Annotated in this window: 21 protein-coding genes and 3 tRNA genes; 15 read left to right on the top strand and 9 right to left on the bottom strand. The window is 42.2% G+C overall.

Annotation, left to right across the window (positions count from 1 at the left end; genetic code table 11):
• Positions 1-92 precede the first annotated feature (92 nt).
• Positions 93-968, bottom strand: coding sequence for a helix-turn-helix domain-containing protein (locus tag ACLI08_RS15750; protein WP_411429465.1), 876 nt, complete (start codon positions 966-968; stop codon positions 93-95).
• A gap of 190 nt (positions 969-1,158) precedes the next feature.
• Between ACLI08_RS15750 and ACLI08_RS15745 the strand changes: the two genes are divergently transcribed.
• The 7 genes from ACLI08_RS15745 to ACLI08_RS15715 all read left to right on the top strand — a co-directional run bounded on the left by ACLI08_RS15745 (position 1,159) and on the right by ACLI08_RS15715 (position 10,534).
• Positions 1,159-2,316, top strand: a complete 1,158-nt coding sequence (locus ACLI08_RS15745; protein WP_411429464.1) for a glycoside hydrolase family 26 protein — start codon at positions 1,159-1,161, stop codon at positions 2,314-2,316.
• A 30-nt stretch (positions 2,317-2,346) separates the two neighbouring features.
• Positions 2,347-4,272: a sodium:solute symporter family protein gene (locus ACLI08_RS15740; RefSeq protein WP_411429463.1), complete on the top strand. Its 1,926-nt coding sequence runs from the start codon at positions 2,347-2,349 to the stop codon at positions 4,270-4,272.
• A 43-nt stretch (positions 4,273-4,315) separates the two neighbouring features.
• On the top strand, positions 4,316-5,503 hold the full coding sequence (locus tag ACLI08_RS15735; protein WP_411429462.1) for a glycosidase: 1,188 nt from the start codon (positions 4,316-4,318) through the stop codon (positions 5,501-5,503).
• A complete protein-coding gene (locus ACLI08_RS15730) occupies positions 5,503-6,675 on the top strand; it encodes an AGE family epimerase/isomerase (RefSeq protein ID WP_411429461.1) in 1,173 nt (390 codons plus the stop codon). Before ACLI08_RS15735 ends, ACLI08_RS15730 begins: the two co-directional genes overlap by 1 nt.
• A gap of 232 nt (positions 6,676-6,907) precedes the next feature.
• On the top strand, positions 6,908-8,119 hold the full coding sequence (locus ACLI08_RS15725) for a glycoside hydrolase family 26 protein (protein ID WP_411429460.1): 1,212 nt from the start codon (positions 6,908-6,910) through the stop codon (positions 8,117-8,119).
• 87 nt (positions 8,120-8,206) lie between these two features.
• Positions 8,207-9,511 carry a glycoside hydrolase 5 family protein gene (locus ACLI08_RS15720; protein ID WP_411429459.1) on the top strand — a complete coding sequence of 435 codons (1,305 nt, stop codon included), beginning with the start codon at positions 8,207-8,209 and terminating at the stop codon, positions 9,509-9,511.
• A gap of 174 nt (positions 9,512-9,685) precedes the next feature.
• Positions 9,686-10,534: an alpha/beta fold hydrolase gene (locus ACLI08_RS15715; RefSeq protein ID WP_411429458.1), complete on the top strand. Its 849-nt coding sequence runs from the start codon at positions 9,686-9,688 to the stop codon at positions 10,532-10,534.
• A gap of 479 nt (positions 10,535-11,013) precedes the next feature.
• Here ACLI08_RS15715 and creD read toward each other — a convergent pair whose 3' ends face one another.
• The 7 genes from creD to ACLI08_RS15680 all read right to left on the bottom strand — a co-directional run bounded on the left by creD (position 11,014) and on the right by ACLI08_RS15680 (position 16,742).
• The gene (creD, locus tag ACLI08_RS15710) at positions 11,014-12,306 is read right to left on the bottom strand and encodes a cell envelope integrity protein CreD (protein ID WP_411429457.1); all 1,293 of its coding nucleotides are present in this window, start codon (positions 12,304-12,306) and stop codon (positions 11,014-11,016) included.
• An 11-nt stretch (positions 12,307-12,317) separates the two neighbouring features.
• Entirely contained in the window at positions 12,318-12,689 is a 372-nt protein-coding gene (locus tag ACLI08_RS15705; protein WP_411429456.1) for a hypothetical protein, read from the bottom strand.
• Between the two features lie 338 nt (positions 12,690-13,027).
• Positions 13,028-13,465 (bottom strand): hypothetical protein, encoded by a 438-nt coding sequence (locus tag ACLI08_RS15700; RefSeq protein WP_411429455.1) that lies wholly within the window; start codon positions 13,463-13,465, stop codon positions 13,028-13,030.
• 47 nt (positions 13,466-13,512) lie between these two features.
• The gene (locus ACLI08_RS15695) at positions 13,513-14,175 is read right to left on the bottom strand and encodes a DUF1361 domain-containing protein (RefSeq protein ID WP_411429454.1); all 663 of its coding nucleotides are present in this window, start codon (positions 14,173-14,175) and stop codon (positions 13,513-13,515) included.
• Positions 14,176-14,227: 52 nt separating this feature from the next.
• Positions 14,228-14,524, bottom strand: coding sequence for a winged helix-turn-helix domain-containing protein (locus tag ACLI08_RS15690; RefSeq protein ID WP_411429453.1), 297 nt, complete (start codon positions 14,522-14,524; stop codon positions 14,228-14,230).
• A 2-nt stretch (positions 14,525-14,526) separates the two neighbouring features.
• The gene (locus ACLI08_RS15685; RefSeq protein ID WP_411429452.1) at positions 14,527-15,129 is read right to left on the bottom strand and encodes a hypothetical protein; all 603 of its coding nucleotides are present in this window, start codon (positions 15,127-15,129) and stop codon (positions 14,527-14,529) included.
• 185 nt (positions 15,130-15,314) lie between these two features.
• A complete protein-coding gene (locus ACLI08_RS15680) occupies positions 15,315-16,742 on the bottom strand; it encodes a PQQ-dependent sugar dehydrogenase (RefSeq protein ID WP_411429451.1) in 1,428 nt (475 codons plus the stop codon).
• Between the two features lie 120 nt (positions 16,743-16,862).
• On the opposite strand from ACLI08_RS15680, the gene ACLI08_RS15675 reads away from it, so the two are divergent.
• The 4 genes from ACLI08_RS15675 to ACLI08_RS15660 all read left to right on the top strand — a co-directional run bounded on the left by ACLI08_RS15675 (position 16,863) and on the right by ACLI08_RS15660 (position 17,905).
• Positions 16,863-17,447 carry a hypothetical protein gene (locus ACLI08_RS15675; protein WP_411429450.1) on the top strand — a complete coding sequence of 195 codons (585 nt, stop codon included), beginning with the start codon at positions 16,863-16,865 and terminating at the stop codon, positions 17,445-17,447.
• Between the two features lie 159 nt (positions 17,448-17,606).
• Positions 17,607-17,690: transfer RNA gene (locus tag ACLI08_RS15670), tRNA-Ser, on the top strand.
• A 7-nt stretch (positions 17,691-17,697) separates the two neighbouring features.
• Positions 17,698-17,775 (top strand) — tRNA-Pro (locus ACLI08_RS15665).
• 53 nt (positions 17,776-17,828) lie between these two features.
• Positions 17,829-17,905: transfer RNA gene (locus tag ACLI08_RS15660), tRNA-Arg, on the top strand.
• A gap of 144 nt (positions 17,906-18,049) precedes the next feature.
• Here ACLI08_RS15660 and ACLI08_RS15655 read toward each other — a convergent pair.
• The gene (locus ACLI08_RS15655) at positions 18,050-18,970 is read right to left on the bottom strand and encodes a LysR family transcriptional regulator (protein ID WP_411429449.1); all 921 of its coding nucleotides are present in this window, start codon (positions 18,968-18,970) and stop codon (positions 18,050-18,052) included.
• Positions 18,971-19,062: 92 nt separating this feature from the next.
• Here ACLI08_RS15655 and ACLI08_RS15650 point away from each other — a divergent pair, with 92 nt between their 5' ends.
• The 4 genes from ACLI08_RS15650 to ACLI08_RS15635 are packed head-to-tail and all read left to right on the top strand — an operon-like array spanning position 19,063 to position 22,590.
• Positions 19,063-20,502: an NADP-dependent isocitrate dehydrogenase gene (locus tag ACLI08_RS15650; RefSeq protein ID WP_411429448.1), complete on the top strand. Its 1,440-nt coding sequence runs from the start codon at positions 19,063-19,065 to the stop codon at positions 20,500-20,502.
• Positions 20,503-20,526: 24 nt separating this feature from the next.
• A complete protein-coding gene (locus ACLI08_RS15645) occupies positions 20,527-20,793 on the top strand; it encodes a hypothetical protein (protein WP_411429447.1) in 267 nt (88 codons plus the stop codon).
• A 10-nt stretch (positions 20,794-20,803) separates the two neighbouring features.
• Entirely contained in the window at positions 20,804-21,619 is an 816-nt protein-coding gene (locus ACLI08_RS15640; protein WP_411429446.1) for a DUF6671 family protein, read from the top strand.
• Positions 21,616-22,590, top strand: coding sequence for an L-threonylcarbamoyladenylate synthase (locus tag ACLI08_RS15635; RefSeq protein WP_411429445.1), 975 nt, complete (start codon positions 21,616-21,618; stop codon positions 22,588-22,590). Before ACLI08_RS15640 ends, ACLI08_RS15635 begins: the two co-directional genes overlap by 4 nt.
• Positions 22,591-22,599: the final 9 nt, after the last annotated feature.

Here is a 22,599-nt window from a genome sequence, read left to right as displayed (position 1 = left end):
GGGTTAAATTGTTTAAAAACAATAAATTAACCCTGTAATTTGTATTTGTGAAGCAATGAGTGTATTGTACTTTTTTGTCAAAATCAGAGCAATTACAAGAAGCGTTTCATCCCCTGGAACTCATCGCGGTACTGGCTTGGCGTTGTTTTTTTTATGCTTTTAAAAATCCGGTTGAAGTTGGCTATATTGTTAAAACCGCTTTTATAAGCAATCTCACTTATGCTAAGGTCTTTTTCAATTAGCCAGCGTGCGGCATACCCTACACGGATGTCGTTAAGGTAGTTTACAAACGTTTTATTAGTACGCTTTTTTATAAAACGGTTAAACGATACGGGGCTCATACTGGCTACAGAGCTTACATCGTCCAACGTGATTTTTTCGCTAAAGTTGCGTTGAATGTACTCGTACACCAGCTTCATTTTATCGTCATCTTCAAAAACATCGCTGTCTACCGTGTAATTGCTCAGCAGGCGTTGGTTACGTGAGTTGGCCATATCGTGCAGTATAGACATAATCTCCAGGAAGTAGTCCATACCATCGAGCTTGCTTATGCGCCTAAATCGTTCTGCCAGCTCATTAGACGTTTTTTTAGAAAACAATATGCCGTGGTTGCTGCGGTTAAACATATCTTTAATCGGGCGCATTATGCGGCGCTCCAGCAATGAGTCGTCAAACAGGTCGTTGTGAAACTGTATGGTAATCTCGTTGATGTCTTTGTTTTTGCATTTAAACAGTTCCCATCCGTGGGGCAGGTTAGGCCCTACGAGTACAAGTTCTATATCGTCTATTTCTTCAATGTGGTCGCCTACAATGCGTTTTACGCCCTTTCCGCCCAAAATAAAGTTAATTTCGTATTCGGGATGGTAGTGTATAGGGAACTCAAAGGTGTCTTTGTGCCGGTCAAAAACCAGGAAGCTGTCATCTTTAGATAAAGGCGGTATTTCGCGATGAAATTTTTGGTTGTCCATAGCTACTACAACGTTTGTAAAATTTTGTTACAATAATGATAAAATAGTATTAACTGATATTAAATGCCCGTTATATCTTTGGCATTATCAAAAATGGGCTGATAAATTTATACTGTTGGGAATTATCAATCTAATTAATTAAGAATTTTACAATGAAGTAAAATTTTTTTTGAAGCACATGCAAATATAGATGAAAAATAACATTACCATACTTTTAGCCGGAATTTTTCTTGTATCATGCAAAAGCACTTCGCAAACTGCAGGGGTACAGGTGCTTCCTGCCGATAAGAATGCCACACCGGAAACCGTAACCTTATACAAAAATTTGTTTAAATCACGAGAAAAAGGATATTTTTTTGGTCATCAGGATGCATTGGCTTACGGTGTTAACTGGCGCTATGAAGAAGGTCGCAGCGACGTGAAAGATGTTATCGGCGATTACCCTGCGGTATACGGCTGGGATCTTGGCCGTATAGAGGATAAGGCAGATAAAGACCTCGATGGTGTGCCGTTTAGTAACCAAAAACGTTACGTGCAGCAAGTGTATAAATGGGGTGGCATTAACACCTTTAGCTGGCATATGAACAACCCGCTAACGGGTAAAGACGCCTGGAATAACGAGCCGGGTACTGTGGCTTCGGTGTTGCCGGGCGGTGCTAAGCATGAGCTGTTTAAGAGTTGGTTAGATAATGCTGCCGCATACTTTCTTACGCTTAAAGGTAAAGATGGCAAGCTTGTTCCTATATTGTTCCGTCCGTACCATGAGTTTACCGGAAACTGGTTTTGGTGGTGTAAAAATACTACCACCCCTGAGCAGTTTAAGGAGCTTTGGAAGTTTACGGTTGAGTATTTTGAAGCCAAAGGTGTACACAACTTGTTGTATGTGTACAACACATCAGACTCTGGGGTAGAAACCAAGGCTGATTTTATGGAATACTATCCGGGCGATGCTTATGTAGATATGGTTAGCTTTGATATTTACCAAGGAGGAGAGGAAGCTGCCAAACGCGATAAATTTGCGGCAGACACACATCGCCTCGTAGGTATAATAGACGAGGTGGCACGCGAACACAACAAACTTTCGGCTATTGCCGAAACGGGTTTCGAGCAAATACCTTATGCTACCTGGTGGACAGAAACGCTTACTAATGCTATAGCCAACAGAAAAATATCTTATGTGTTGGTATGGCGTAACCATGGGTGGAATGAGTACATGGCCCCACCGCGCATGCACTACTATGCGCCGTACAAAGGGCATAAGTATGAGGCGGACTTTGTAAAATACTACAACCAGCCGGAAACCCTTTTTCAAAAAGAAGCAACAAAACTAAACCTTTATAAAAAATAAGCGTTTTACATACGCTTGCCTTGTTATATAATGAGACTTACAGCTATAGACCTCTCTATTATTGCCGCGTACTTTTTACTTATGGTGGCAATAGGTATTATAATGAAAAACCGCGCCAAGCGCAGTAAAGACAGCTACCTTATGGGGGGCAAAGTGCTTCCGTGGTATATGCTGGGCCTTAGCGATGCCAGCGATATGTTTGATATAAGCGGTACCATGCTGCTGGTTAGTATGGCGTTTTTATACGGATTTAAAAGTGTATGGATTCCGTGGATGTGGCCTGTGTTTAACCAGGTGTTCCTTATGGTGTTCCTTAGTAAATGGCTTAGGCGAAGCAATGCTACTACCGGTGCCGAGTGGCTGGGTACGCGTTTTGGCTTAACCGATAAAGGGGTGCGCAGCAGCCATGCCGTAGTAGTGGTGTTTGCGCTTATGCTTTGCGTGGGCTATATGGCCTATGCATTTGTGGGTGTGGGCGAATTCCTTGAAATATTTATACCGTACGATACTATAAAAGGTGTAGTACCATTTTTAGATCAGCATATAGAGCAGTTTGCTGCGGGCTCTGCCGAATATAAAGCAGCGTTGCTTGATGCTAAACATTTTACGGCACAGTTTTACGGCGTAAGCATTTGCATTGTAGCTACATTTTATAGTATAGTAGGCGGTATGCACGGTATTGTGCTGGCCGACTTTATTAAGTACATGATTATGATTGTGTGTTCGCTCTTTGTGGGTACCATAGCCATGATGGCGCTTGCAGACAGCGGTATTGTATTTACAGATAAAATGCCACTGGGGTGGGATAGCCCGCTGTTTGGTGCAGAACTTGGGCTTGACTGGCAAACCATATTACCTGAAGCACAGCACAAGCTGGAGCAGGATGGGTATAAGCTGTTTTCTGCTGTGGTAGCCATGATGTTTTTTAGCGGCGTGCTAAAAAGCCTTGCCGGCCCTGCACCTAACTACGATTGCCAAAAAATATTAAGTACCAAGTCGCCGGAGGAAGCCAGTAAAATGAGCGGTTTCATTTCTATCATACTGCTGCCTATCCGTTATTTTATGACAATGGGCTTATGTATACTGGGCGTGCTTTACTTTAAAGACCTTGAAATAAACCATACGGCAGACGGTATTAACTTTGAAAGTATAATGCCTGCTGTAATAAATAAATATCTGCCTGTAGGGCTTGTGGGGCTGGTACTTGCCGGATTCCTTGGGGCTTTTATGAGTAACTTTAGCGGTACGCTAAATGCTGGGCAGGCGTATATAGTAAACGACATTTACCTGAAATATTTTAAGCCGGATGCGGGCAGGAAGCAAATCATCCGTATGGGGTATCTTTCAGGAACGCTTATGGTAATCTTGGGTGTAGGCCTTGGCTTGCTTATAAAAGATGTAAACATGATATTCAACATTATCACCGCAGGGCTGTATGGGGGCTTTGTGTGTGCTAATGTACTCAAATGGTACTGGTGGCGCTTTAATGCTACCGGTTTCTTCTGGGGAATGCTTGCTGGTATCATAGCCAGCGCCATACCACCGTTTTTATCGGTTACGGGCCTCAGCCATTTCTTTGATGGTACCCGTATGTTGTACTTTTTCCCGGTGTTTTTTGTAATCCAGTTGGCAGCCTGTATTTTGGGTTCTTACGCGGCGCCTCCAACGAATACTGAAACGCTGGTTAATTTCTACAAAACCGTAAGGCCGTGGGGTATGTGGAAACCCATACACGAGCTTGCACAACAACAAGACCCGGCTCTGCAAAAGAACAAGAACTTTGGCATAAACATGGCGAACGTGGCTATGGGCATGGCAGGACAAATTTTGCTTACGCTATTGCCTATGTACTTTATCTTAAGTAAATGGACCGGGTTTTTTACTGTGTTGATTTTACTCGCGGTAATATTTGCCGTAATGAAAAAAACATGGTGGAACAGGCTTACCGATTTTTAAAAAACAAAACGATTACACCAATTATTACAAAAGGAAATTGGATATGATTACTGAAAACACGGTTGTAATACCAAACTACGACGCGTTGGTAAAAGCCCACCGCGAACTGATAGAAAAAAAGAACGAGCCAGCAGCAGCCGGTAATGGTGTGTACATGCGTTATAAAAACCCTGTGGTTACAGCGGCGCACATTCCGCTGCACTGGAGGTATGACCTTAATGCCGAAACTAATCCGCATGGTATGGAACGCATAGGCTTTAACGCCGCGTTTAATGCCGGTGCCACCAAATGGAACGGCAAGCACATTATGTGCGTTCGTGTAGAAGGTGTAGATCGTAAATCGTTCTTCGCCATTGCCGAAAGCCCTAATGGTATAGATAACTTTGAGTTTTGGGACAAACCGGTGGTTATCCCACAGATTGAAGGTAATCCTGATACCAATGTGTACGACATGAGGCTTATTCAGCACGAAGACGGTTATGTGTACGGTATTTTTTGTACCGAACGCAAAGACCCTAATGCCCCTAAAGGCGATACGAGTTCGGCTATAGCCAATGCAGGTATTGTGCGTACTAAAGACCTTATAAACTGGGAGCGCCTGCCCGACCTGATTAGTAATACAGGCCAGCAGCGTAATGTGGTACTGCATCCGGAGTTTGTAAACGGAAAGTATGCGGTATACACACGTCCTCAGGATGGTTTTATAGACGTGGGTAGCGGAGGCGGTATTGGCCTGGGCTTTATCGATAAAATGGAAAATCCTGAAGTTCAGGATGAGAAAATCATTTGCGGTAAAGTGTACCATACCATTTACGAACTTAAAAACGGCCTTGGCCCGGCACCTATAAAAACTGAAAAAGGTTGGCTTCACTTGGCGCATGGCGTGCGTAACACTGCGGCGGGGCTGCGCTATACGTTGTATATGTTTATGACCGATCTTAACGAGATAGATAAGGTTACACACCACCCTGCAGGCCATTTTATGGCTCCTGAAGGTATTGAACGTGTGGGCGATGTAAGCAATGTATTGTTTTCAAACGGCTGGATAGCCGATGAAGATGGCACGGTTTACATTTACTACGCATCGTCTGATACGCGTATGCACGTAGCGGTTTCTACCGTAGACAAACTGGTAGACTATGTAATCAATTCGCCTGCAGATACCTTTACGTCAGCAGGTTCGGTACAAACCATAATAGATCTTGTAGACAGCAACAAGAAGTTTTTGTAATGATGCCACTTAAAGAAGCCATGCGCCACGAGCTGCAAAGCATACTGGAGTATTGGGAAAAAAATACAGTAGATACCGTTAACGGTGGCTTTATAGGCACCATAGACTGTAACGAACAAAAAGACTATTCAGCCGAAAAAGGCTCCGTAATGAATGCCCGCATTTTGTGGGCATTTGCTGCGGCATATCCTGTTACAAAAAATGAGGTGCACTTGCAGCTGGCACACCGCGCATACAATTACCTGTCTACTTATTTTTATGATAAGGAGTACGGCGGTTTGTTTTGGAGTGTTAATGCCGATGGTTCGCCTAAGGATACAAAAAACCAGATTTACGCGCTGGCATTTGCCATTTATGGGTTAGCGGAATACTATTCCGTTACCCAAAATGATGATGCCCTTGATCTTGCCATCAATCTTTATCATAAGATAGAAGAGCATAGTTTTGATAAAGAGTATTCGGGTTATCTTGAGGCTTTTACGCGAGAATGGCAACCGATTGACGATCTTCGCCTGAGCGAAAAAGATGCTAACGAAAAGAAAACCATGAATACCCACCTGCATATTGTAGAAGGGTATGCTAACCTGTACAGGGTTTGGCCCGACGCAGGTTTAAAGAGCGTTATAAAACAACTGCTCATTACCATAAATAACCATTTTATGGATATAGAAACCGGTCACCTTCACCTGTTTTTTAATGAAGAATGGGTAGAGAAGCCAGACGTAATTTCTTACGGGCATGATATTGAGGCGGCTTGGTTGCTGTTGTGGTGTGCAGAGGTAATAAACGATGCACAGCTTATAGAAATCTATAAGAAGCACGCCGTTATTATGGCCGATGCTACCTTTGAGGGGGTAGATACTGATGGCGGGCTTTGGTACGAATACGACCCGCACGAAGACCATCTTATTGCCGAAAAGCACTGGTGGCCCCAAAGCGAATTTATAATAGGCATGGTTAATGCATGGCAGCTTACGGGAGATGAAAAATATCTCGTTGCTGCAAACCAAAATTGGGAGTTTACAAAAAAATATATACTGGACACCGTAAATGGTGAGTGGGTATGGGGCGTTAATGCCGATTACTCACTGATTTTAAAAGATAAGGCCGGTTTTTGGAAATGCCCTTACCATAACAGCAGGGCATGCCTGGAGCTTATAAAGCGCCTGTAACCATATAAAGGTAGTAAGACGCCTTTGTAAATACTCATTTAAAACTATTTATTGGGTTAAAGCCTGCAAGATGTTGTTTTGCAGGCTTTTATTTTTCGTGTTATATATAGTGGCGTATGAAAATATAATATGTTTTTTTGACAAAATAGCAGTATCCCGAAAACGATTGATACGCTAATTTGCAATAACCAAAATGAAGGGTATTTTGATCCTTTTTTGGAACGCACAAGCTATGAAGAAGATTTTAATTGTTGTGCTTGCCATTGGGTTGGCATCGTGCAGCGGAGACGATAATAAGGCCGCTGCTACAACTACGCCACCCGCGCAGACCGACGTGCTTACGGCGCAAAATGTACGTTCTTACCTGGCCGATCCTAATGCCACAGCCGAAACGGTAGCCCTGTTTTACAATCTGCACAATACACAGAAATCAAAATTCCTGATAGGGCAGCAAGACGCGTTTAACGCTTTTTACCAGGATGCTGTCGGCAATTCAGATATAAAAAAAGCTACGGGCAGCGACCCTGCGCTTCTGGGCTCAGACTTTATGTTTATTACCGATAATCAGAATGATGGGACAGCACAAAACTGGTTCTACCAGCAGGAAGTTATCATAACCAATCACGTTAAGGAGGCTTATAATAAGGGTATGGTAAATACCTTTAGCTGGCACCTGCGAGAGCCTTACAGAGGCATATCGTTTTACACCAGCGACATGACCGCTCAGGAAAAAGCAAATGCGTTTGCAAGTATATTGCCCGGAGGAGAAAACCACGAATATTTTAAGCAAAAGCTAGACAAAGTGGCGAGTGTGCTAAACAACCTTAAAGGAGCCGATGGCAAGCTGATACCGGTTATTTTCCGCCCGTTCCATGAGTTTGACGGCAACTGGTTTTGGTGGGGCGCTGCGTACTGTACACCAGACCAGTACAAACAGGCCTGGCAGTTTTTAGTAACCTATCTGCGCGATACTAAGGGCGTACACAATGTACTGTATGCTTACTCGCCAGATAACAGTTACACTACTTCCGCTAAGTACCTGGAGCGCTATCCGGGAGATGCTTACGTAGATGTGCTTGGTATGGATAATTACGGTGATTTTAGCAACGGCAGTACACAAGGTGTTACAAATGCCGGCAATAAAATGAAAATGGTATCGGCATTGGCACAGGAAAGAGTTAAAATCTGCGCCATGACCGAAACAGGTTACCGGGTAACTGCTACTACGGCACCTTTAACTGGTTTTTTTAGTACAAATATGTACAACGCCCTTACGGCAAATGATAGTAAGGTAGCGTATGTAATGTTTTGGTACAACGACGCTACCGGGTATTATGTACCACCATCGGGACAGAGCAATACCCAGGATTTTAAAGACTTTGCTTCTAAATCAAAATCGGTATTACAGCACAATATACCTGCTATGTATACCATTACACAATAGGTTAAAATTTGGGTTAATGTTTTTCGTAGGGCGCGGCTCTTGAGGAGGGGCTGCGCCCTCTTTTTACCCCTAAAAAAGATATATTTTATGATGCACGTATTAAAAACTACCCTTGCACTTACGGCAATGGGGTTAAGTATTTCCTGCGCAGCCCAAAAAAACACTGCGGCGCCTGAGCATATTACCGTAAAGGGGACAGCGTTTTATAAAGGCAATAAACCCTACCATTACATTGGGGCTAATTACTGGTACGGCAGCCTGCTGGCCAGTAAAAGCGTGGGTGATCGTACCCGCCTTGCTAAGGAGCTGGACGAGCTAAAAGCAAACGCTATAGACAACCTCCGTATACTGGTTGGTGCCGAAGGGGGCACGCAGGACTTTACCGTAAAGCCAGCGCTGCAGCCACAGCAGGGCGTGTATAACGATGATCTGCTCGATGGACTGGATTATTTGCTTAATGAGCTACGAAAGCGTAATATGTATGCTGTGCTGTATCTGGGGAATAACTGGGAGTGGAGTGGCGGTATGGCGCAGTACCTGGAATGGAACGGCAAGGGCACATTGCCTAACCCTAACATTCCGCCCAATACCTGGCCGCAGTTTATGGACTACGTAAAGCAGTTCCATCAGTGTATGCCATGCCAGGAGGCCATGAAAAAGCACATTGCCAAAATTATAACCCGTACTAACGCTTACAGTAAGGTAAAGTATACGGAAGACAATACCATTATGGCGTGGCAAATAGCCAATGAGCCACGCGTATTTACTGCTGATAACGAAGGCCATTTTACCACATGGTTAAATGATGTGGTAAATACCATAGACCAGCTGGATGGTTATCATTTGATTTGTACCGGAAGCGAAGGCAAGGCAGGTTCGGCAGATGATATAGCCATTTATGAGCGTGCCCACAACAACCCTAAGATAGACTATCTTACCATGCACATTTGGCCTAAGAACTGGGGTTGGTACAAACACGAAACGCCCGCCGAAACGCTTCCTGTTGCTATTAATAAAACCATGGAATACATAGACCAGCACATAGCGGTAGCCGAAAAGCTGCACAAACCATTGGTGCTGGAGGAATTCGGTTTACCTCGTACCCACGAAAGCCTGGACAGGAAAGTGCCTGCCACAGACCGCGAGGTGTATTACAAAGCTATTTTTGATAAGCTGCAACGCAGCATTAAACAGCATAAGGCATTTACCGCACTTAATTTTTGGGGCTATGGTGGTACCGGTAAAAACAATCCGTCACAGGGCCATTGGCACGAAGGCGATGCATTTACCGCAGATCCGCCACAGGAACCACAGGGGCTTAATACGGTTTTTAGTACCGATACGGGTATGCTAAAAATGATTAAAAAGTATAATATAACAATTCGAAAATAACAAAATATTTTATCGAATACCGGCCAGTGCAAGGCAAACGTTTTGTGGAGGTTACGTAAAAGAGCCTTTTGGGTTAATTAGCTTTTAATTAACTCAAAAGGCTTTCTTAATTAAGGAATTATCTTAAAATAGAGTGGGTACTTTTGGGTGATAACAATTCAAAACCTATACATTATGCCATTTATCTTAAACACCAACACCGGGCTTACCGGCACACCCGAAGAAGTACAAATCTATTATCAGGAAGTAGGCGAGGGGGACCCCGTAGTACTTATACATGGATGGCCCCTAAATCTGGAAATGTGGGAGTACCAGTTTAACGAACTCCCTAAGCATAACATACGTGTAATAGCCTATGACCGCCGTGGCTTTGGTAAGTCGTCTAAACCGTGGGAGCCGTATACGTACGATGCCTTTGCGCAAGACTTAAAGGCGCTGCTTGAAACACTGGACCTTTATAATGTTACCCTCGTAGGGTTTAGTATGGGTGGGGGCGAAGTAGCCCGTTTCCTTTCTAAATACAACAATGAAGGCAGGGTTACAAAAGCGGCTTTTGTAAGTTCGGTAACGCCGTTTTTGCTTAAAACCGACAGTAATCCGGATGGTGTTCCGCAAGAGCAGTTTGACGGCATACAACAACAGCTTGAAGCTGACCGTGCGCACTTCCTTACCGGTTTTGGTAAGCAGTTCTACGGCGTACACCTGTTTAGTAACCCCGTAAGCGAAGAAAGGCTACAGCAGGATTCCGCGCTTGCACTACAAGCGGCAGGTTATGCTACCATAAAAGCTATGCAGGCGTGGTCTACAACCGACTTTAGGGATGACTTAACCCGTATAAAAGTACCTACGCTTGTAATACATGGTAAAGCCGACGAAACGGTTCCTATGGATATATCTGGTGAAAAGACCGCGGCTGCTATTCCTCAGGCTAAGTTTGTAGTGTTTGACGATGCCCCTCACGGACTGGTGTACACTCACAAAGAAAAGTTTAATGAGGAGATTATAAGTTTTATAAACGGTTAATAACTAAATAGATTTAACTAAAGGCGGCGCAAGAATTGCGCCGCTTTTTTTGTTTAAAGGATTTTTGTTCACTAACGCCGTTATACGGTGTTCAAAATTACAATCAACTCGCTTATATAGTACTGAAGCCATTTGTTCAGTAACGTGTGCTAAGAACTATACATAGATTGTTAGAACAAAAATTAGTCGATTGCTGAACGAAAACGAAATAGTAGACCGTTTAACGAAAATCTCTTTTTTTACAGTTTTTGATTATCAAATGTTTGCAGTTTCTTGTTTTTGTGAAAACACATTAAAATGTGGAAGAATCAGCACTGTAAACCAATATACATGGCTTTTTAGAGAGAAATTTCTTAAATTTTTGTGTAGTATTTTTGGGTGTTTTTTTCCCACTGAAAAGCGGACAAAAATTAGCTGATGCCGTTTTATAAATTTAAAGGCTACCTAAAACGGTAGGTAGCCTTTTTTATATCTAGACTCTATTGTATGGGTTGCCATTCAATCTTCCTTGAGAAGTACATTACGGCGGCGAGTATTGCAAACAGGCCAATGCTTCCGGCAAGTAGTGCGTAGTCTTCTAGTTTGATAATCACGTATATAAATGTATACAGCGTGGCGAGAGATGCGCCTACAAGCAGTGTGAGTTTCCTGTTTTTTAACACGGCTGCCGTGTACAGGGTAATCATGCTGACTACTGCCGTGCCTGCTATGCTGTAGGCAAGGTTAAAACTACTGTGTTCTGTAATGGAAACCAGTAAGGTATAGAACATTATGAGCGCCAATCCTATCATGGTATACTGAAATATATGTATAAAAATTTTGCTTATCGTCTGGATTAGGAAGAATACTAAAAACGTTAATCCTATTACCAGGAAACCGTACTTAGCCGTACGCTCATTTTGCTGATACTCATTGTTTTTTATGAGGAACTCTGTGGTTAAGGCATATGCTTTAAGGTCTGGCAAGCTGCCAAAATACTGCTGTACAAACGGCCTGTTTAGGTGTGATACCTTCCAGTTTGCAGCAAAGCCGCTGGTATCTATTTGTTTAGAAACAGGAAGGAAGTTTCCGGTAAATTTAGGATCTGCCCAGTCTGATTTCATTTTTATATCCGTTAGCTTGCCTATAGGTATTACGCTAATACGCTCAGAACCATCATAATTAACGTTTATAGAATATTGTAAAGATGCATTTGGATTTATGGAAATAGGCTGTGTTTCAAGGCTTTCAAATGCCATAGTTCCAGGTTCTTTTACTGTAGGCTCAAACGGATAGCTTCTACCGTTAATGCTTATGGAAAATGCTCCTTTAATGGTTTTAAGGTTTTTAGTGGTAACCAGTATGGTTGCTTTATCCCACTGTAGTATTTGCGGGTCTATTTCCTGTTTGTGCTGCATTATAGGCTTGTAATAACCATTACATTGTATAACGCTCTTAAAAACAGTGGTTTTATAAACATTTCTGTTTTTTTCCTCTGTTTTTACATCAGATTTTATGTTCAGTGTTTCAGGGAAATAATACGCGTAAGCTATCTGGCCCGCACTGAGATAGGGGATTTTTAATATCGGTCCGTACAGGTAAACCTCGCCACCGTACTGCCCGTTGATTTCTTTTTTAACATTGTCTTGAAGCGCTTCGCGTTCCCAAATTAGGCTCTTTACAAATTGCAGCGGGATCAACAGTATCAGCGTTAGCACTCCCACCATAATTACACGTGCAGTGATGCTTTCCATAAAGCCTTGTGGCTGATGAGATTGATTATTTGTTTCCATAGTATTAAAGGTTAAAATATTATTGAATTAATAATGTAGAGATATAGTATGGCAAGAGGTATGTTAAGGAAAAGGATAGAGGTCTTTTTAAAAACCAACGTCCTTACATACGGATAGTTAAGGCTTATTTGTACTGCGGTTAAAACAAGTACAACATTAAAAACGGTAATAAGCAGCGTTACAATTGCCTGCATTATTCCAAGCGTTATTAGCCACTGACGTTTAATTACTAGATCTGTAATAAAAAAAAGCGTCATTATACTAAAGGTTATACCTGCCAGAAATAAGGGTTGCTTTAGAAACTTTTCTACCGAAACCGGTATGTGTTTTACATCCAGCCCATCGAAATCTAAGGGGCTAAAAAACTGCAATATATGTTTCATAGAATTATATTTAAGTGGTTATAAACAAGGGTTTTGTATGCTAATCAGGGTGGATAATACAGCTGCGGTTACAAAGTTTGTAAGCAATAACAACAGCCTGTAAAACAGCGCATTTTGCTTTTCAGGATAAACAGACATCATAATCAGCGTAAACGTAAATGTGACTATATTTATAAAAATTGCTACAACATGGCCTATACCCATTATGTACTCGGCACAGTAGGCTGAAGGGGAATTTTTTACGGCAAAATAAAGGTAGACGCAGTAGATAAATGTAGCTGCCCATACCACTACGGGCAGTCACATAATCGCGGTTGGTTTGCTAAGTCGCTTCATGGTTACAGTATCATGAAGGTTTCTTTAACTCGGTTTATCGGCTGGTGTAACAGCCGTAAATGGTCTATGTCGTAAAATCTTAGGGCAGTGGTTCCTTTTTTATACATGTTGTAAAAGTGACGTAGCCTGTGCGGCCTTATAGCCAAACCTATGCCCATGGCTAAGAGGACCCTTAACCTAATGCAACCGTTGCCAAACAGGTAATACTGCAATGCTATTTCGTCTGTAAGGGTAACCGTATTACCGGTTACAAGCATCTGAAGGATGTCTTCGCGGCTGGCATAGGTGTTTTGTCCGTAGTTCTGTATCAGGAGGAAATTGCCCAGCTGGTGGCCCAAAGTGCCCTCAGGATAGGTAAGCAGGTTGTGTGCCGTAAGGCGTTGTGCATTGCGGTCAAACTGGCGTTTTACGGCCTCAAGTTTATTTTTAAGGGTATTCATAAGTGCTGTTTTTACTTTGAAATTCAAAGTAGTTTTATAAATTTTTTTTACTTTTCAGAAGTCGTATATAAATCAAACAAAAGAAACTGTAACAGTCCAAACCCTAAGGTTATGCCTAGTGCGGCAGGATAGGTGTCTGAACTTGTCATGGTTATAAAAATATCTTTTAGTAAAGTCATAGGGCGGGTTAATATATCCCAACTGTTGTAGCGCATTACACGACCTATGTATATACCCATACCGCTTAACAGACAAACAGTTATCATAAAAATATTAGCCATCGTCCGTGTCCACTGGTTGAGGAGTACGTTATAAACATTTTTCATTGAAGCGAGTCCAAAAAGAAATCCGGAAATGCTGAAAGACCCGAGGATCAGCAAGTCTAACCAGAACGGTACGCTGTTTTCACGCCTAAAGTGAACCAGGTCTGTTACCAGGTAAGGGGCATTTGGCAGCAAGAAGAGCCATGTAGCTAATAGTATATAAAATAAGTATGTATGCCCGCTAATGCGTTTAGAGCTTTGTAATACAATACTTGCAAGCAGCGGCAATGCGGCGAGGAACAAATTCCATATAAGAAACATGTAGTAAGCACTTTGAGTTATCTTTACCCTTATGAGCAGTAAAACCATGCTAAACAGGGCAATAAGTAGCAGCGGCAGGTAGCGCTTCATATTTCGTATTACCATAAATTTTAAAGTAGAATTCATATTTTTTGTTTTTAAAGTACTTTGTATTTCAAAGTTAATGATTAAAAAAATATCAGCTTTTTTGTATCAGTTTTTCAAGCGCATCTATATGGTCCCTAAACGCCTTTCTTCCGGCTGGGGTGGCTATATACTTTGTGTTTGGCTTTTTGCCTATAAATTGTTTTTCTATTGTAATATAGCCTTCGGTTTCAAGGGCTTTGGCGTGGCTGGCAAGGTTACCGTCTGTAACACCCAGGAGTTCTTTAAGCGTATTAAAGTCGGCATACTCATTTACCATAAGTATGCTCATAATTCCCAACCGTATACGGTGGTCAAATGCCTTGTTAATATGCTGTAAAATGTTTTTCAAAACTATTGTTTACGGTCGTATTTGTAATACATTATGCTGCCGTAGAGTATGTGGCATACCCCAAAACCCAGTGCCCAAAATTCAAGTCCGTAGCCCACCGCATAGGTAGCTGCCAGCCCTATTATTATAACGGTAATACCCAGGTATCGCACATCGCGTAGTGTATATTTACTGGCATTTACACAGGCTAAACCGTAGAATATAAGCGTTACAGGTGCTACAAGGCCATAATGGTGGGCATTGACCAAAAGTAATGCGAAAATGCCACCGGTAACAAGCGGAATAGCAAAGTTTGCCAACAATCGTAACGAGGTACTGTTTATTAGGCTGGTACCTTGCTTTTTAGCTTTGGATGCCGACATTATAAGCGCAGTACCTACCGATAATACCAGCACAGCTGCCATTATGCCCAGGCATTGTTTAAATTCAACGCTTTCAAGGGTGATATACGGGTAGCTGTCTCCGGTTATCTGTCTTGCAGCGTAGGCTCCAGCAAGGGCATATATACCTGCTAGTACTCCAGAAATTCCGCTTAATGATATAAACTGCGTAGAGCGGTCCATCATCTTTTTTATATCTTGTATGTCCTTTAAATAATCGTTCATAATTAAAGTACTTTGAATTGCAAAGTAAAGTAATATTTTTTAACCGGCAATGCGCCGGTTAAATTTTTTTTGAAATAATCATGTTTCAATGTTTCAATATATCAATGTATCAATGTATCAATGTATCAATGTATCAATGTATCAATAAGTGGGTATTTAAATTGATACATTGATACATTAAAAAATTATTTTGCCGGAATAAGCCTGTATATGGCAGATGCTGGTTTTTCTACAGCCACGTATATATATCCATCGGGGCCTACGCGAACGTCGCGTACACGGCCTATATTTTTAAGCAGTTTTTCTTGTTTTACCACTTTATTATCTTTAATGTAGCAGAGGTTTAAGTATTTAAAACGAAGAGAGCCCACCACCAATGCACCTTTCCACGGCTTATATACATCGCTGTTTACAAACGCCATGCCCGATGGTGCTATGCTGGGAATCCAGTAGGTAACAGGGTCGGTTATTCCCGGGGCTGTTGTCTTGTTTGTTATTGTAGTCCCATTATAGTTAATACCGTAACTGGTAACGGGCCATCCATAATTATTTCCCGGTTGTATAATGTTTATTTCGTCGCCACCGCGCGGTCCGTGTTCGGTTTCCCAAAGGTCGCCAGTCCATGGGTTAAAGGCAAGGCTTTGCGGGTTTCTGTTGCCATAGCAGTATATGGTGGTGGGTTTTCCGCTTTTATCTTTAAACGGATTATCTGTCGGGATACTGCCGTCCGTGTTAATACGGTGTATTTTGCCCAGCTGGTTGTTTTCCAGCGTTTGCGGATTTTGATTTTCATTACCGCGTTCGCCTACCGAAATGTATAGATGCCCCTGCTTATCAAACACCAGCCTGCTACCATAATGATGGCGGGTAGGGGCGTAAGGCAGCGCTTCAAAAATTATCTTTTGGCCGGTAAGCTTAGTTCCTTCTAGTTTTGCAGACATAACTGCTGTAGTAGCCAGTGTTTTGCCGTTTTCTTTTTTTGGTTTTGAATACGAAAAAAACAATGTGTTATCTGCCGAAAAAGTGGGGCTTACGGCCACGTCCAGCAATCCACCCTGTCCTTCGCTCAGTACTTCTGGTACGCCACTTATTTCGGTTTTCTTCTTATTGTTTATTTTATACATAGTGCCGCCACGTTCAGTTGCTATAAGGCTGCCGTCGGGTAAAAATGCCATACCCCACACTACATCTGTCTTTGTAATTATGGTATCAAGGGTAACGGTAAGCTGTTCACTTTTAAAAGTTCCCGTAATAGGTTCGGTATCAAAGTTAAAGGCTTCTACATTTTGTATGCCTTTTTTAATATATTCGGCAAGCTCGCTTATTTCTTTATCTGTAAAGGTTTTATCAAATGCCGGCATGCCTTCATCTATCCAGCCTTTCTTTATGCTCACCATAAGGTCTTTTACGCTACTGCCGTGTTTCCACTGGCGGTCTGTAAAAGCATCCATTTTTTCGCCGTGGCATCCGCTACAGTAGTTGGCGTAGTTTTCTGCGGGTGTTTTTTCTGCCATAATGTTGTATTTCGGCGCGCTGTAAGCCGGGGTGTCATTAAAACCATACAACGCGGCTAATGCGCCGGCTGCTAACAGGGGGAGTATAAATTTCTTCATAATGGTGTAAACTAAAGATTAAAACTAAACAATTTTGGTGAAAAATACGGCATATACTATTAATCAGCCTTTAAACTATATTTGGTTATATTTGGCACAGTTAATTAAACCACACTTACTTTGAAAACTATTTTTACCCGTTTGTCCCTTCTCGGATGCCTGTTATACGGAAGCGCAGTTTTAGCGCAACAAGCTGATTGCAAATTTTCTGTAGAAGATAAAACCCCGGGCCAGGAGCTGCGCACAACACCGGAGTATTTAATGCATGAATACGCTTTTGGGGGTTCATCTGAATTTTTGTTTTTTTCGCTGTCTAACAGCCAGGATGTGCCTATTTTAAATTTCCAGTTATTGGGCAAGTCTAAGGACTTTTCTAAAATGTATTGTTTTGATAAAGATTCCAGGGTGTACATACAACTTGCAAACAATAAAATTGTGACACTTGTATATGCGGGCGAAGACCAATGCTCTATTATGATTTACGATGATAAAGAACAGGTAAACATACGCACGCTTTCGGTGCCGTTTTTGTTTATCAAAGGATCTTTTGAAGATTTAGAGTCGGCTCCCATATCTTTTATACGGGTAAAATACTCGGGTGAAATGAAGGATTACCCTATAAACACTGAGCTAAAAAGTGAGACGATGAAGCAAACTTACAAGCCGGATCGCTATTTTATTGAAAATTTAAAGTGTATTAAGTAATTTTTTTTCGTTTGCATAACATTGATTGTTAATCACTTTGGATATTTTGCAAAATAAATTGAAAAAAAACTTAGAAAATACTTGGAAATATGTAGTTGTTTGCCCTACATTTGCAACCGCAAAAAAGATGTAACAATCACGATTTGCAAGCTTAGTGCAGGAGAGGTGCCGGAGTGGTAACGGAGCAGATTGCTAATCTGTCAACGCGCAAGCGTTGCCAGGGTTCGAATCCCTGTCTCTCCGCTCTTTTCGGGGTGTAGCGTAGCCCGGTCATCGCGCCTGGTTTGGGACCAGGAGGTCGCAGGTTCGAATCCTGCCACCCCGACCACAGCATCCCGCTTTGTGAGAAGCGGGATTTTTTTTTTGAAATAATTTCGGTACGGTCGCGTAGCTCAGCTGGATAGAGCACCTGCCTTCTAAGCAGGCGGTCACAGGTTCGAATCCTGTCGCGATCACCACCCTAAACCCTCAGTATTACTGAGGGTTTTTCTATTTTATGACATTCCCATTATTGCAAAACGTACACGTTATAACCGTCATTTCTATATTTCGGCGTATAAACCGCACGTAAAATGCACGTAGTTAGTACCACTTTTTAATCACTAAAACTGTTCGTACCATTTAAATGTACTGCCTACCATTTTGTTTTTAAAATTTTCCAAATAATCAATATACGCGGCGGCAACGGTAGAGTGCTGTTTTCCTTTTAGCCAAATCAGGCTCCACATGGTAGTTATTGGCAGACCTTTTACGGGCAATATATGGAGGTCGTTATTAAACAGTTCGTTTTTAATACCTATTAGCGGCATTATAGAATATCCCATCCCCGCAATTATGGCTTGCTTAACGGCTTCGTTAGAGGTTAACTCCATCTTTTTAAGATAGCTAATATCATTTCGGTTAAGGTACTCCAGCATGGTTTGCCGCGTACCAGAGCCTTCCTCACGTACTATAAGCGGCAAATTTTTAAACACTTCTTTAGGTGCATTGGTGTCAAAAGCCTTTGCCTGGTTGCCCACAAGGTAGAGTTTGTTTTTAAGTAAGTCTATCTTTTCAATATCCATTTTTGGCGGCAGTACAGATACCAGCGAAAAATCAACTTCGTTATTGGCCAGGCTTTCTATAACGTTTCGTTTATTGGTTACGTCCATAGTAAGTTCTACGGCCGGATTTAGTGCCAAAAATTCTGATAGAAAGTACGGCATTACATATTTACCGGTAGAAACTACAGCTATTTTTAGCCTTCCGGCTATTTGCCCTTTGTATAAAGCCGACTTGTAGTTTATGGCATACACTTGCTCTATAATAGTTTCGGCGGCTTTTGCAATTTCTTTCCCGAAAGGGGTAATGTAAATTTTTCTCCCTATAGCCTCAGTCAGGGCGATGTCAAACTGGGCCTGAAAATTTCTTAGCTGTATAGAAACTGCCGGCTGGGTAAGATGCAGTTCGTCTGCAGCTTTTGTAATGCTTTCTGTCTCTGCTACTTTTAAAAATATCTGAAGCTGGTTAAGGGTGTATTTCATAAAATATTTTTATGTTTTAGATTTCAAATATAAATAAAAATTTATAAAAAACCCGTTATAGATTTGCCTCAGATAAACAATCATTTTTCAACATGAAAACAATAACAGTAGCAAAGGGCGATGGCATAGGCCCTGAAATAATGGATGCCACGTTAAAAATTATACTTGCGGCAGGAGCCCAAATTAAAATTGAAGAAATAGAGGTAGGCGAAAAGGTGTATCTAAGCGGTAACACCGCCGGTATCGCTAAAGAATCTTGGGATACCATACGCAGAAACAAAGTGTTTTTAAAGGCACCGATTACCACTCCACAAGGCGGTGGCTACAAAAGCCTTAACGTAACCACGCGTAAGTTTTTAGGCCTCTATGCAAACGTAAGACCATGTACCAGCCTGCATCCGTTTGTGCAAACCAAGCATCCTAAAATGGATATTGTAATTATTAGGGAAAATGAAGAAGACCTTTATGCTGGTATAGAGCACCAACAAACTGATGAGGTGGTACAGTGCCTTAAACTGATTAGCCGCCCGGGGTGCGAAAAAATTGTACGCTATGCGTTTGAATACGCAAAACAATACGGCAGAAAAAAAGTAACCTGCTTTACAAAGGATAACATTATGAAACAAACCGACGGATTGTTCCATAAAGTATTTGATGAAATTGCAGCCGAATATCCGGAAATTGAAAACGAGCACTGGATTATAGACATAGGCGCTGCAAAAATGGCCGACACACCGGAGGCTTTTGATGTTATTGTAATGCCAAACCTTTATGGTGATGTACTTTCAGATGTAGCTGCGCAGATTACCGGTTCTGTAGGTTTAGCAGGCTCGTCTAACATAGGCGAAGAATGTGCCATGTTTGAGGCAATTCATGGTTCGGCACCGCGCCGTGCAGGCCAAAATGTTGCCAACCCTTCGGGCTTGCTTCAGGGGGCTATAATGATGCTTACCCACATAGGGCAGTCGGAAATAGCTGAAAAGGTGCAAAACGCATGGCTAAAGACAATAGAAGAGGGTATACATACCTATGATTTATACAAAGATGGTACAAGCACCAGGCTGGTGGGTACAGACGAGTTTGCCGATGCGGTAATAAGCAACCTGGGTAAAAAACCGGATACGCTGCAAAGTGTACACTACGAGCATGATAAGCAGATTATTATTCCGCCTTACAAACGCAGGGAGCCGGCGCACAAAGAACTGGTAGGGGTAGATCTTTTTGTACACTGGCAGGGCACAAACCCGGATGTACTCGCAGAAGCTATGAAAACCATACAGTTTCCGGACGTGGTGCTTACCATGATTACTAACCGTGGTATAAAAGTATGGCCCGAAGGTTTCTCTGAAACGTTTTGCACAGACCACTGGCGTTGCAGGTTTAAGCACGTAACTACCGGTAAGGCTATTGATAAAAATGATATAATCCTGTTGCTGTCTGCCGCACAAAAAGCCGGTATAGACATCGTGAAGACCGAAAACCTGTACACATTTAACGGGGTAGATGCGTACTCTTTAGGGCAGGGGCAATAAATCCTCCATAAAATAATAAGGGATATGGAAACAGTAAAACTGATAGACGGCACCTACCCCGTAGCCGAAGCAAAAGAGATTTTGCTGGGCTTACTAGACTATAAGATAAATTTTCATGCTAAGGAAAACTTTAGGAGTGAGATAAAAAAAGGTGTAAAGGACAGTGCCTCATTAAAGCGTATGGCAGAGCTCTCTGAAGAGCGAAAAATGTTAACGGCATATTTTAAAGGGCTTACGCCGGAAACAACTATAACGCTGAGCGCCATAATTCATTTGAAGGATGTTTCGTAACCGGAATCTTTTGATAGTCACCAATCATGCAAAGGAGCGCGTTATTGCTCCTTTGCTTGAAAAAAACCTTGGTGTTAGCTGCACTGTAGCGCATAATGTAAACACAGATACCTTGGGAACTTTTACAGGCGAAGTAGAACGCGATAAGGATGTGCTTGCCGTACTAAGGCAAAAGTGCCTTATGGGTATGCAGCAGTATAATACTGATTTTGCCATAGCCAGTGAAGGGTCGTTTGGCCCGCATCCTGCTATGTTTTTTGCCCATGCAGACGATGAAGTTGTTATGTTATTAGATACTCGTTACGATATTGAAATTGTAGCCAGGGAAATAAGTTGCGATACCAATTTTAATGGAAAATTTATAAGCTCCCGTACCGACTTAAATGCGTTTTTAGAACAGGTGGGCTTTCCGTCGCATGGTGTTGTGTTTAAAGATAAAGAAGATGGTTTTACCGCTGTAGAAAAAGGTATAACCGACTATTACACCGCTTACAGCATATTTTCCCGCTTTGTGCAGGATTACGGCGGCGCTTACTTAGAAACAGATATGCGTGCCCTGTATAATCCTACACGTATGCGGGTTATAGAAAAAGCCGTAGAAAAGCTGGTAAAAAAAGCATTGTGTAGTTGTCCGGTTTGTAGCAGCCCGGGCTTTAGTGTCACTGGCTACAGGCCGGGTTTACCATGCGGTGCCTGCGGATTCCCTACAAAATCTGCTTTAGTACATACTGCAACCTGTATTAAGTGTAATTATACACAGGAAACACCGTACCCTTATGGTAAACAAAAGGAAGAACCACAATTTTGCGATGTGTGTAACCCATGAAAGAAACTAAAATTATTTCAGACATAGCCCTTGCGGCGCAGGATATACTTCTTGGTAATGTGGTAGCCATACCTACCGAAACCGTGTACGGGCTGGCAGCGTCTATATTTAATGAAAGCGCCCTTAAAGATATTTTTAAAATAAAAGGCAGGCCACAAACCAGTCCCCTTATTGTTCATATAGGCCGCAAAGAACAGGTACAGGATTTGTGTACTAACGTGCCTGATGTAGCGTATGAGCTTATGGATGCCTTTTGGCCGGGGCCGCTAACGTTGCTGTTGCCCAAAAAAGATGTAGTTTCTCACACCATTACCTCCGGGCTAAACAGGGTAGGCCTACGCATGCCTGCTCATCCGGTAGCTTTAGAATTGTTACAAAGATGCCAGGTGCCGTTGGCGGCACCCAGTGCTAACCCATTTTGCAGTATAAGCCCTACAACATCGGCACATGTATTTAATTATTTTAATGGTAAGCTCGGCTATATTCTTGAAGGTGGTGCTTGCAGTGTAGGGTTAGAATCTACCATTATAGGCTTTGAAGAAGGCAAGTGTGTAGTATACCGGCAGGGAGGTGCCCGCCTTACTGATATTGAGAAAATTACCGGCCCGGTGACATTTTATAATAAAACAACAAGCACCAGTAGTGCACCGGGTATGTTAAAACGACATTATGCGCCGCGCACTCCACTGGTTTTTTGCACTGGTAATTTGGCAGACTGTGTTGAAAAACAACAGGGTAAAAAAGTAGGCGTTTTGTCTTTTTCCGTTGCCGATGATATAAAATCAACAAACGTGGTAATAAGCCTGGCGTTGTCATCAGCTGCCAATGAAGATGAAGCAGCCAAAAATCTTTACGCATCACTTCATTACCTGGACAGCCTGGGGCTCGATGTTATAATTACTGCTCCAATGCCCCACACAGCAATAGGAAACGCCATAAACGATCGTCTAAAAAGAGCTTCAGCTCTGTAAAATAAAAAG

Source organism: Flavobacterium sp. RNTU_13, from assembly GCF_046614455.1.
GTDB lineage: Bacteria > Bacteroidota > Bacteroidia > Flavobacteriales > Flavobacteriaceae > Flavobacterium.
This window is presented reverse-complemented; position numbering and strand designations above follow the sequence as displayed.

Coding starts and splice junctions, on each gene's coding strand:
- ACLI08_RS15750 (WP_411429465.1), bottom strand. CDS start 968: ATGGACAACCAAAAATTTCATCGCGAAATACCGCCTTTATCTAAAGAT.
- ACLI08_RS15745 (WP_411429464.1), top strand. CDS start 1,159: ATGAAAAATAACATTACCATACTTTTAGCCGGAATTTTTCTTGTATCA.
- ACLI08_RS15740 (WP_411429463.1), top strand. CDS start 2,347: ATGAGACTTACAGCTATAGACCTCTCTATTATTGCCGCGTACTTTTTA.
- ACLI08_RS15735 (WP_411429462.1), top strand. CDS start 4,316: ATGATTACTGAAAACACGGTTGTAATACCAAACTACGACGCGTTGGTA.
- ACLI08_RS15730 (WP_411429461.1), top strand. CDS start 5,503: ATGATGCCACTTAAAGAAGCCATGCGCCACGAGCTGCAAAGCATACTG.
- ACLI08_RS15725 (WP_411429460.1), top strand. CDS start 6,908: ATGAAGAAGATTTTAATTGTTGTGCTTGCCATTGGGTTGGCATCGTGC.
- ACLI08_RS15720 (WP_411429459.1), top strand. CDS start 8,207: ATGATGCACGTATTAAAAACTACCCTTGCACTTACGGCAATGGGGTTA.
- ACLI08_RS15715 (WP_411429458.1), top strand. CDS start 9,686: ATGCCATTTATCTTAAACACCAACACCGGGCTTACCGGCACACCCGAA.
- creD (WP_411429457.1), bottom strand. CDS start 12,306: ATGGAAACAAATAATCAATCTCATCAGCCACAAGGCTTTATGGAAAGC.
- ACLI08_RS15705 (WP_411429456.1), bottom strand. CDS start 12,689: ATGAAACATATATTGCAGTTTTTTAGCCCCTTAGATTTCGATGGGCTG.
- ACLI08_RS15700 (WP_411429455.1), bottom strand. CDS start 13,465: ATGAATACCCTTAAAAATAAACTTGAGGCCGTAAAACGCCAGTTTGAC.
- ACLI08_RS15695 (WP_411429454.1), bottom strand. CDS start 14,175: ATGAATTCTACTTTAAAATTTATGGTAATACGAAATATGAAGCGCTAC.
- ACLI08_RS15685 (WP_411429452.1), bottom strand. CDS start 15,129: ATGAACGATTATTTAAAGGACATACAAGATATAAAAAAGATGATGGAC.
- ACLI08_RS15680 (WP_411429451.1), bottom strand. CDS start 16,742: ATGAAGAAATTTATACTCCCCCTGTTAGCAGCCGGCGCATTAGCCGCG.
- ACLI08_RS15655 (WP_411429449.1), bottom strand. CDS start 18,970: ATGAAATACACCCTTAACCAGCTTCAGATATTTTTAAAAGTAGCAGAG.
- ACLI08_RS15650 (WP_411429448.1), top strand. CDS start 19,063: ATGAAAACAATAACAGTAGCAAAGGGCGATGGCATAGGCCCTGAAATA.
- ACLI08_RS15645 (WP_411429447.1), top strand. CDS start 20,527: ATGGAAACAGTAAAACTGATAGACGGCACCTACCCCGTAGCCGAAGCA.
- ACLI08_RS15635 (WP_411429445.1), top strand. CDS start 21,616: ATGAAAGAAACTAAAATTATTTCAGACATAGCCCTTGCGGCGCAGGAT.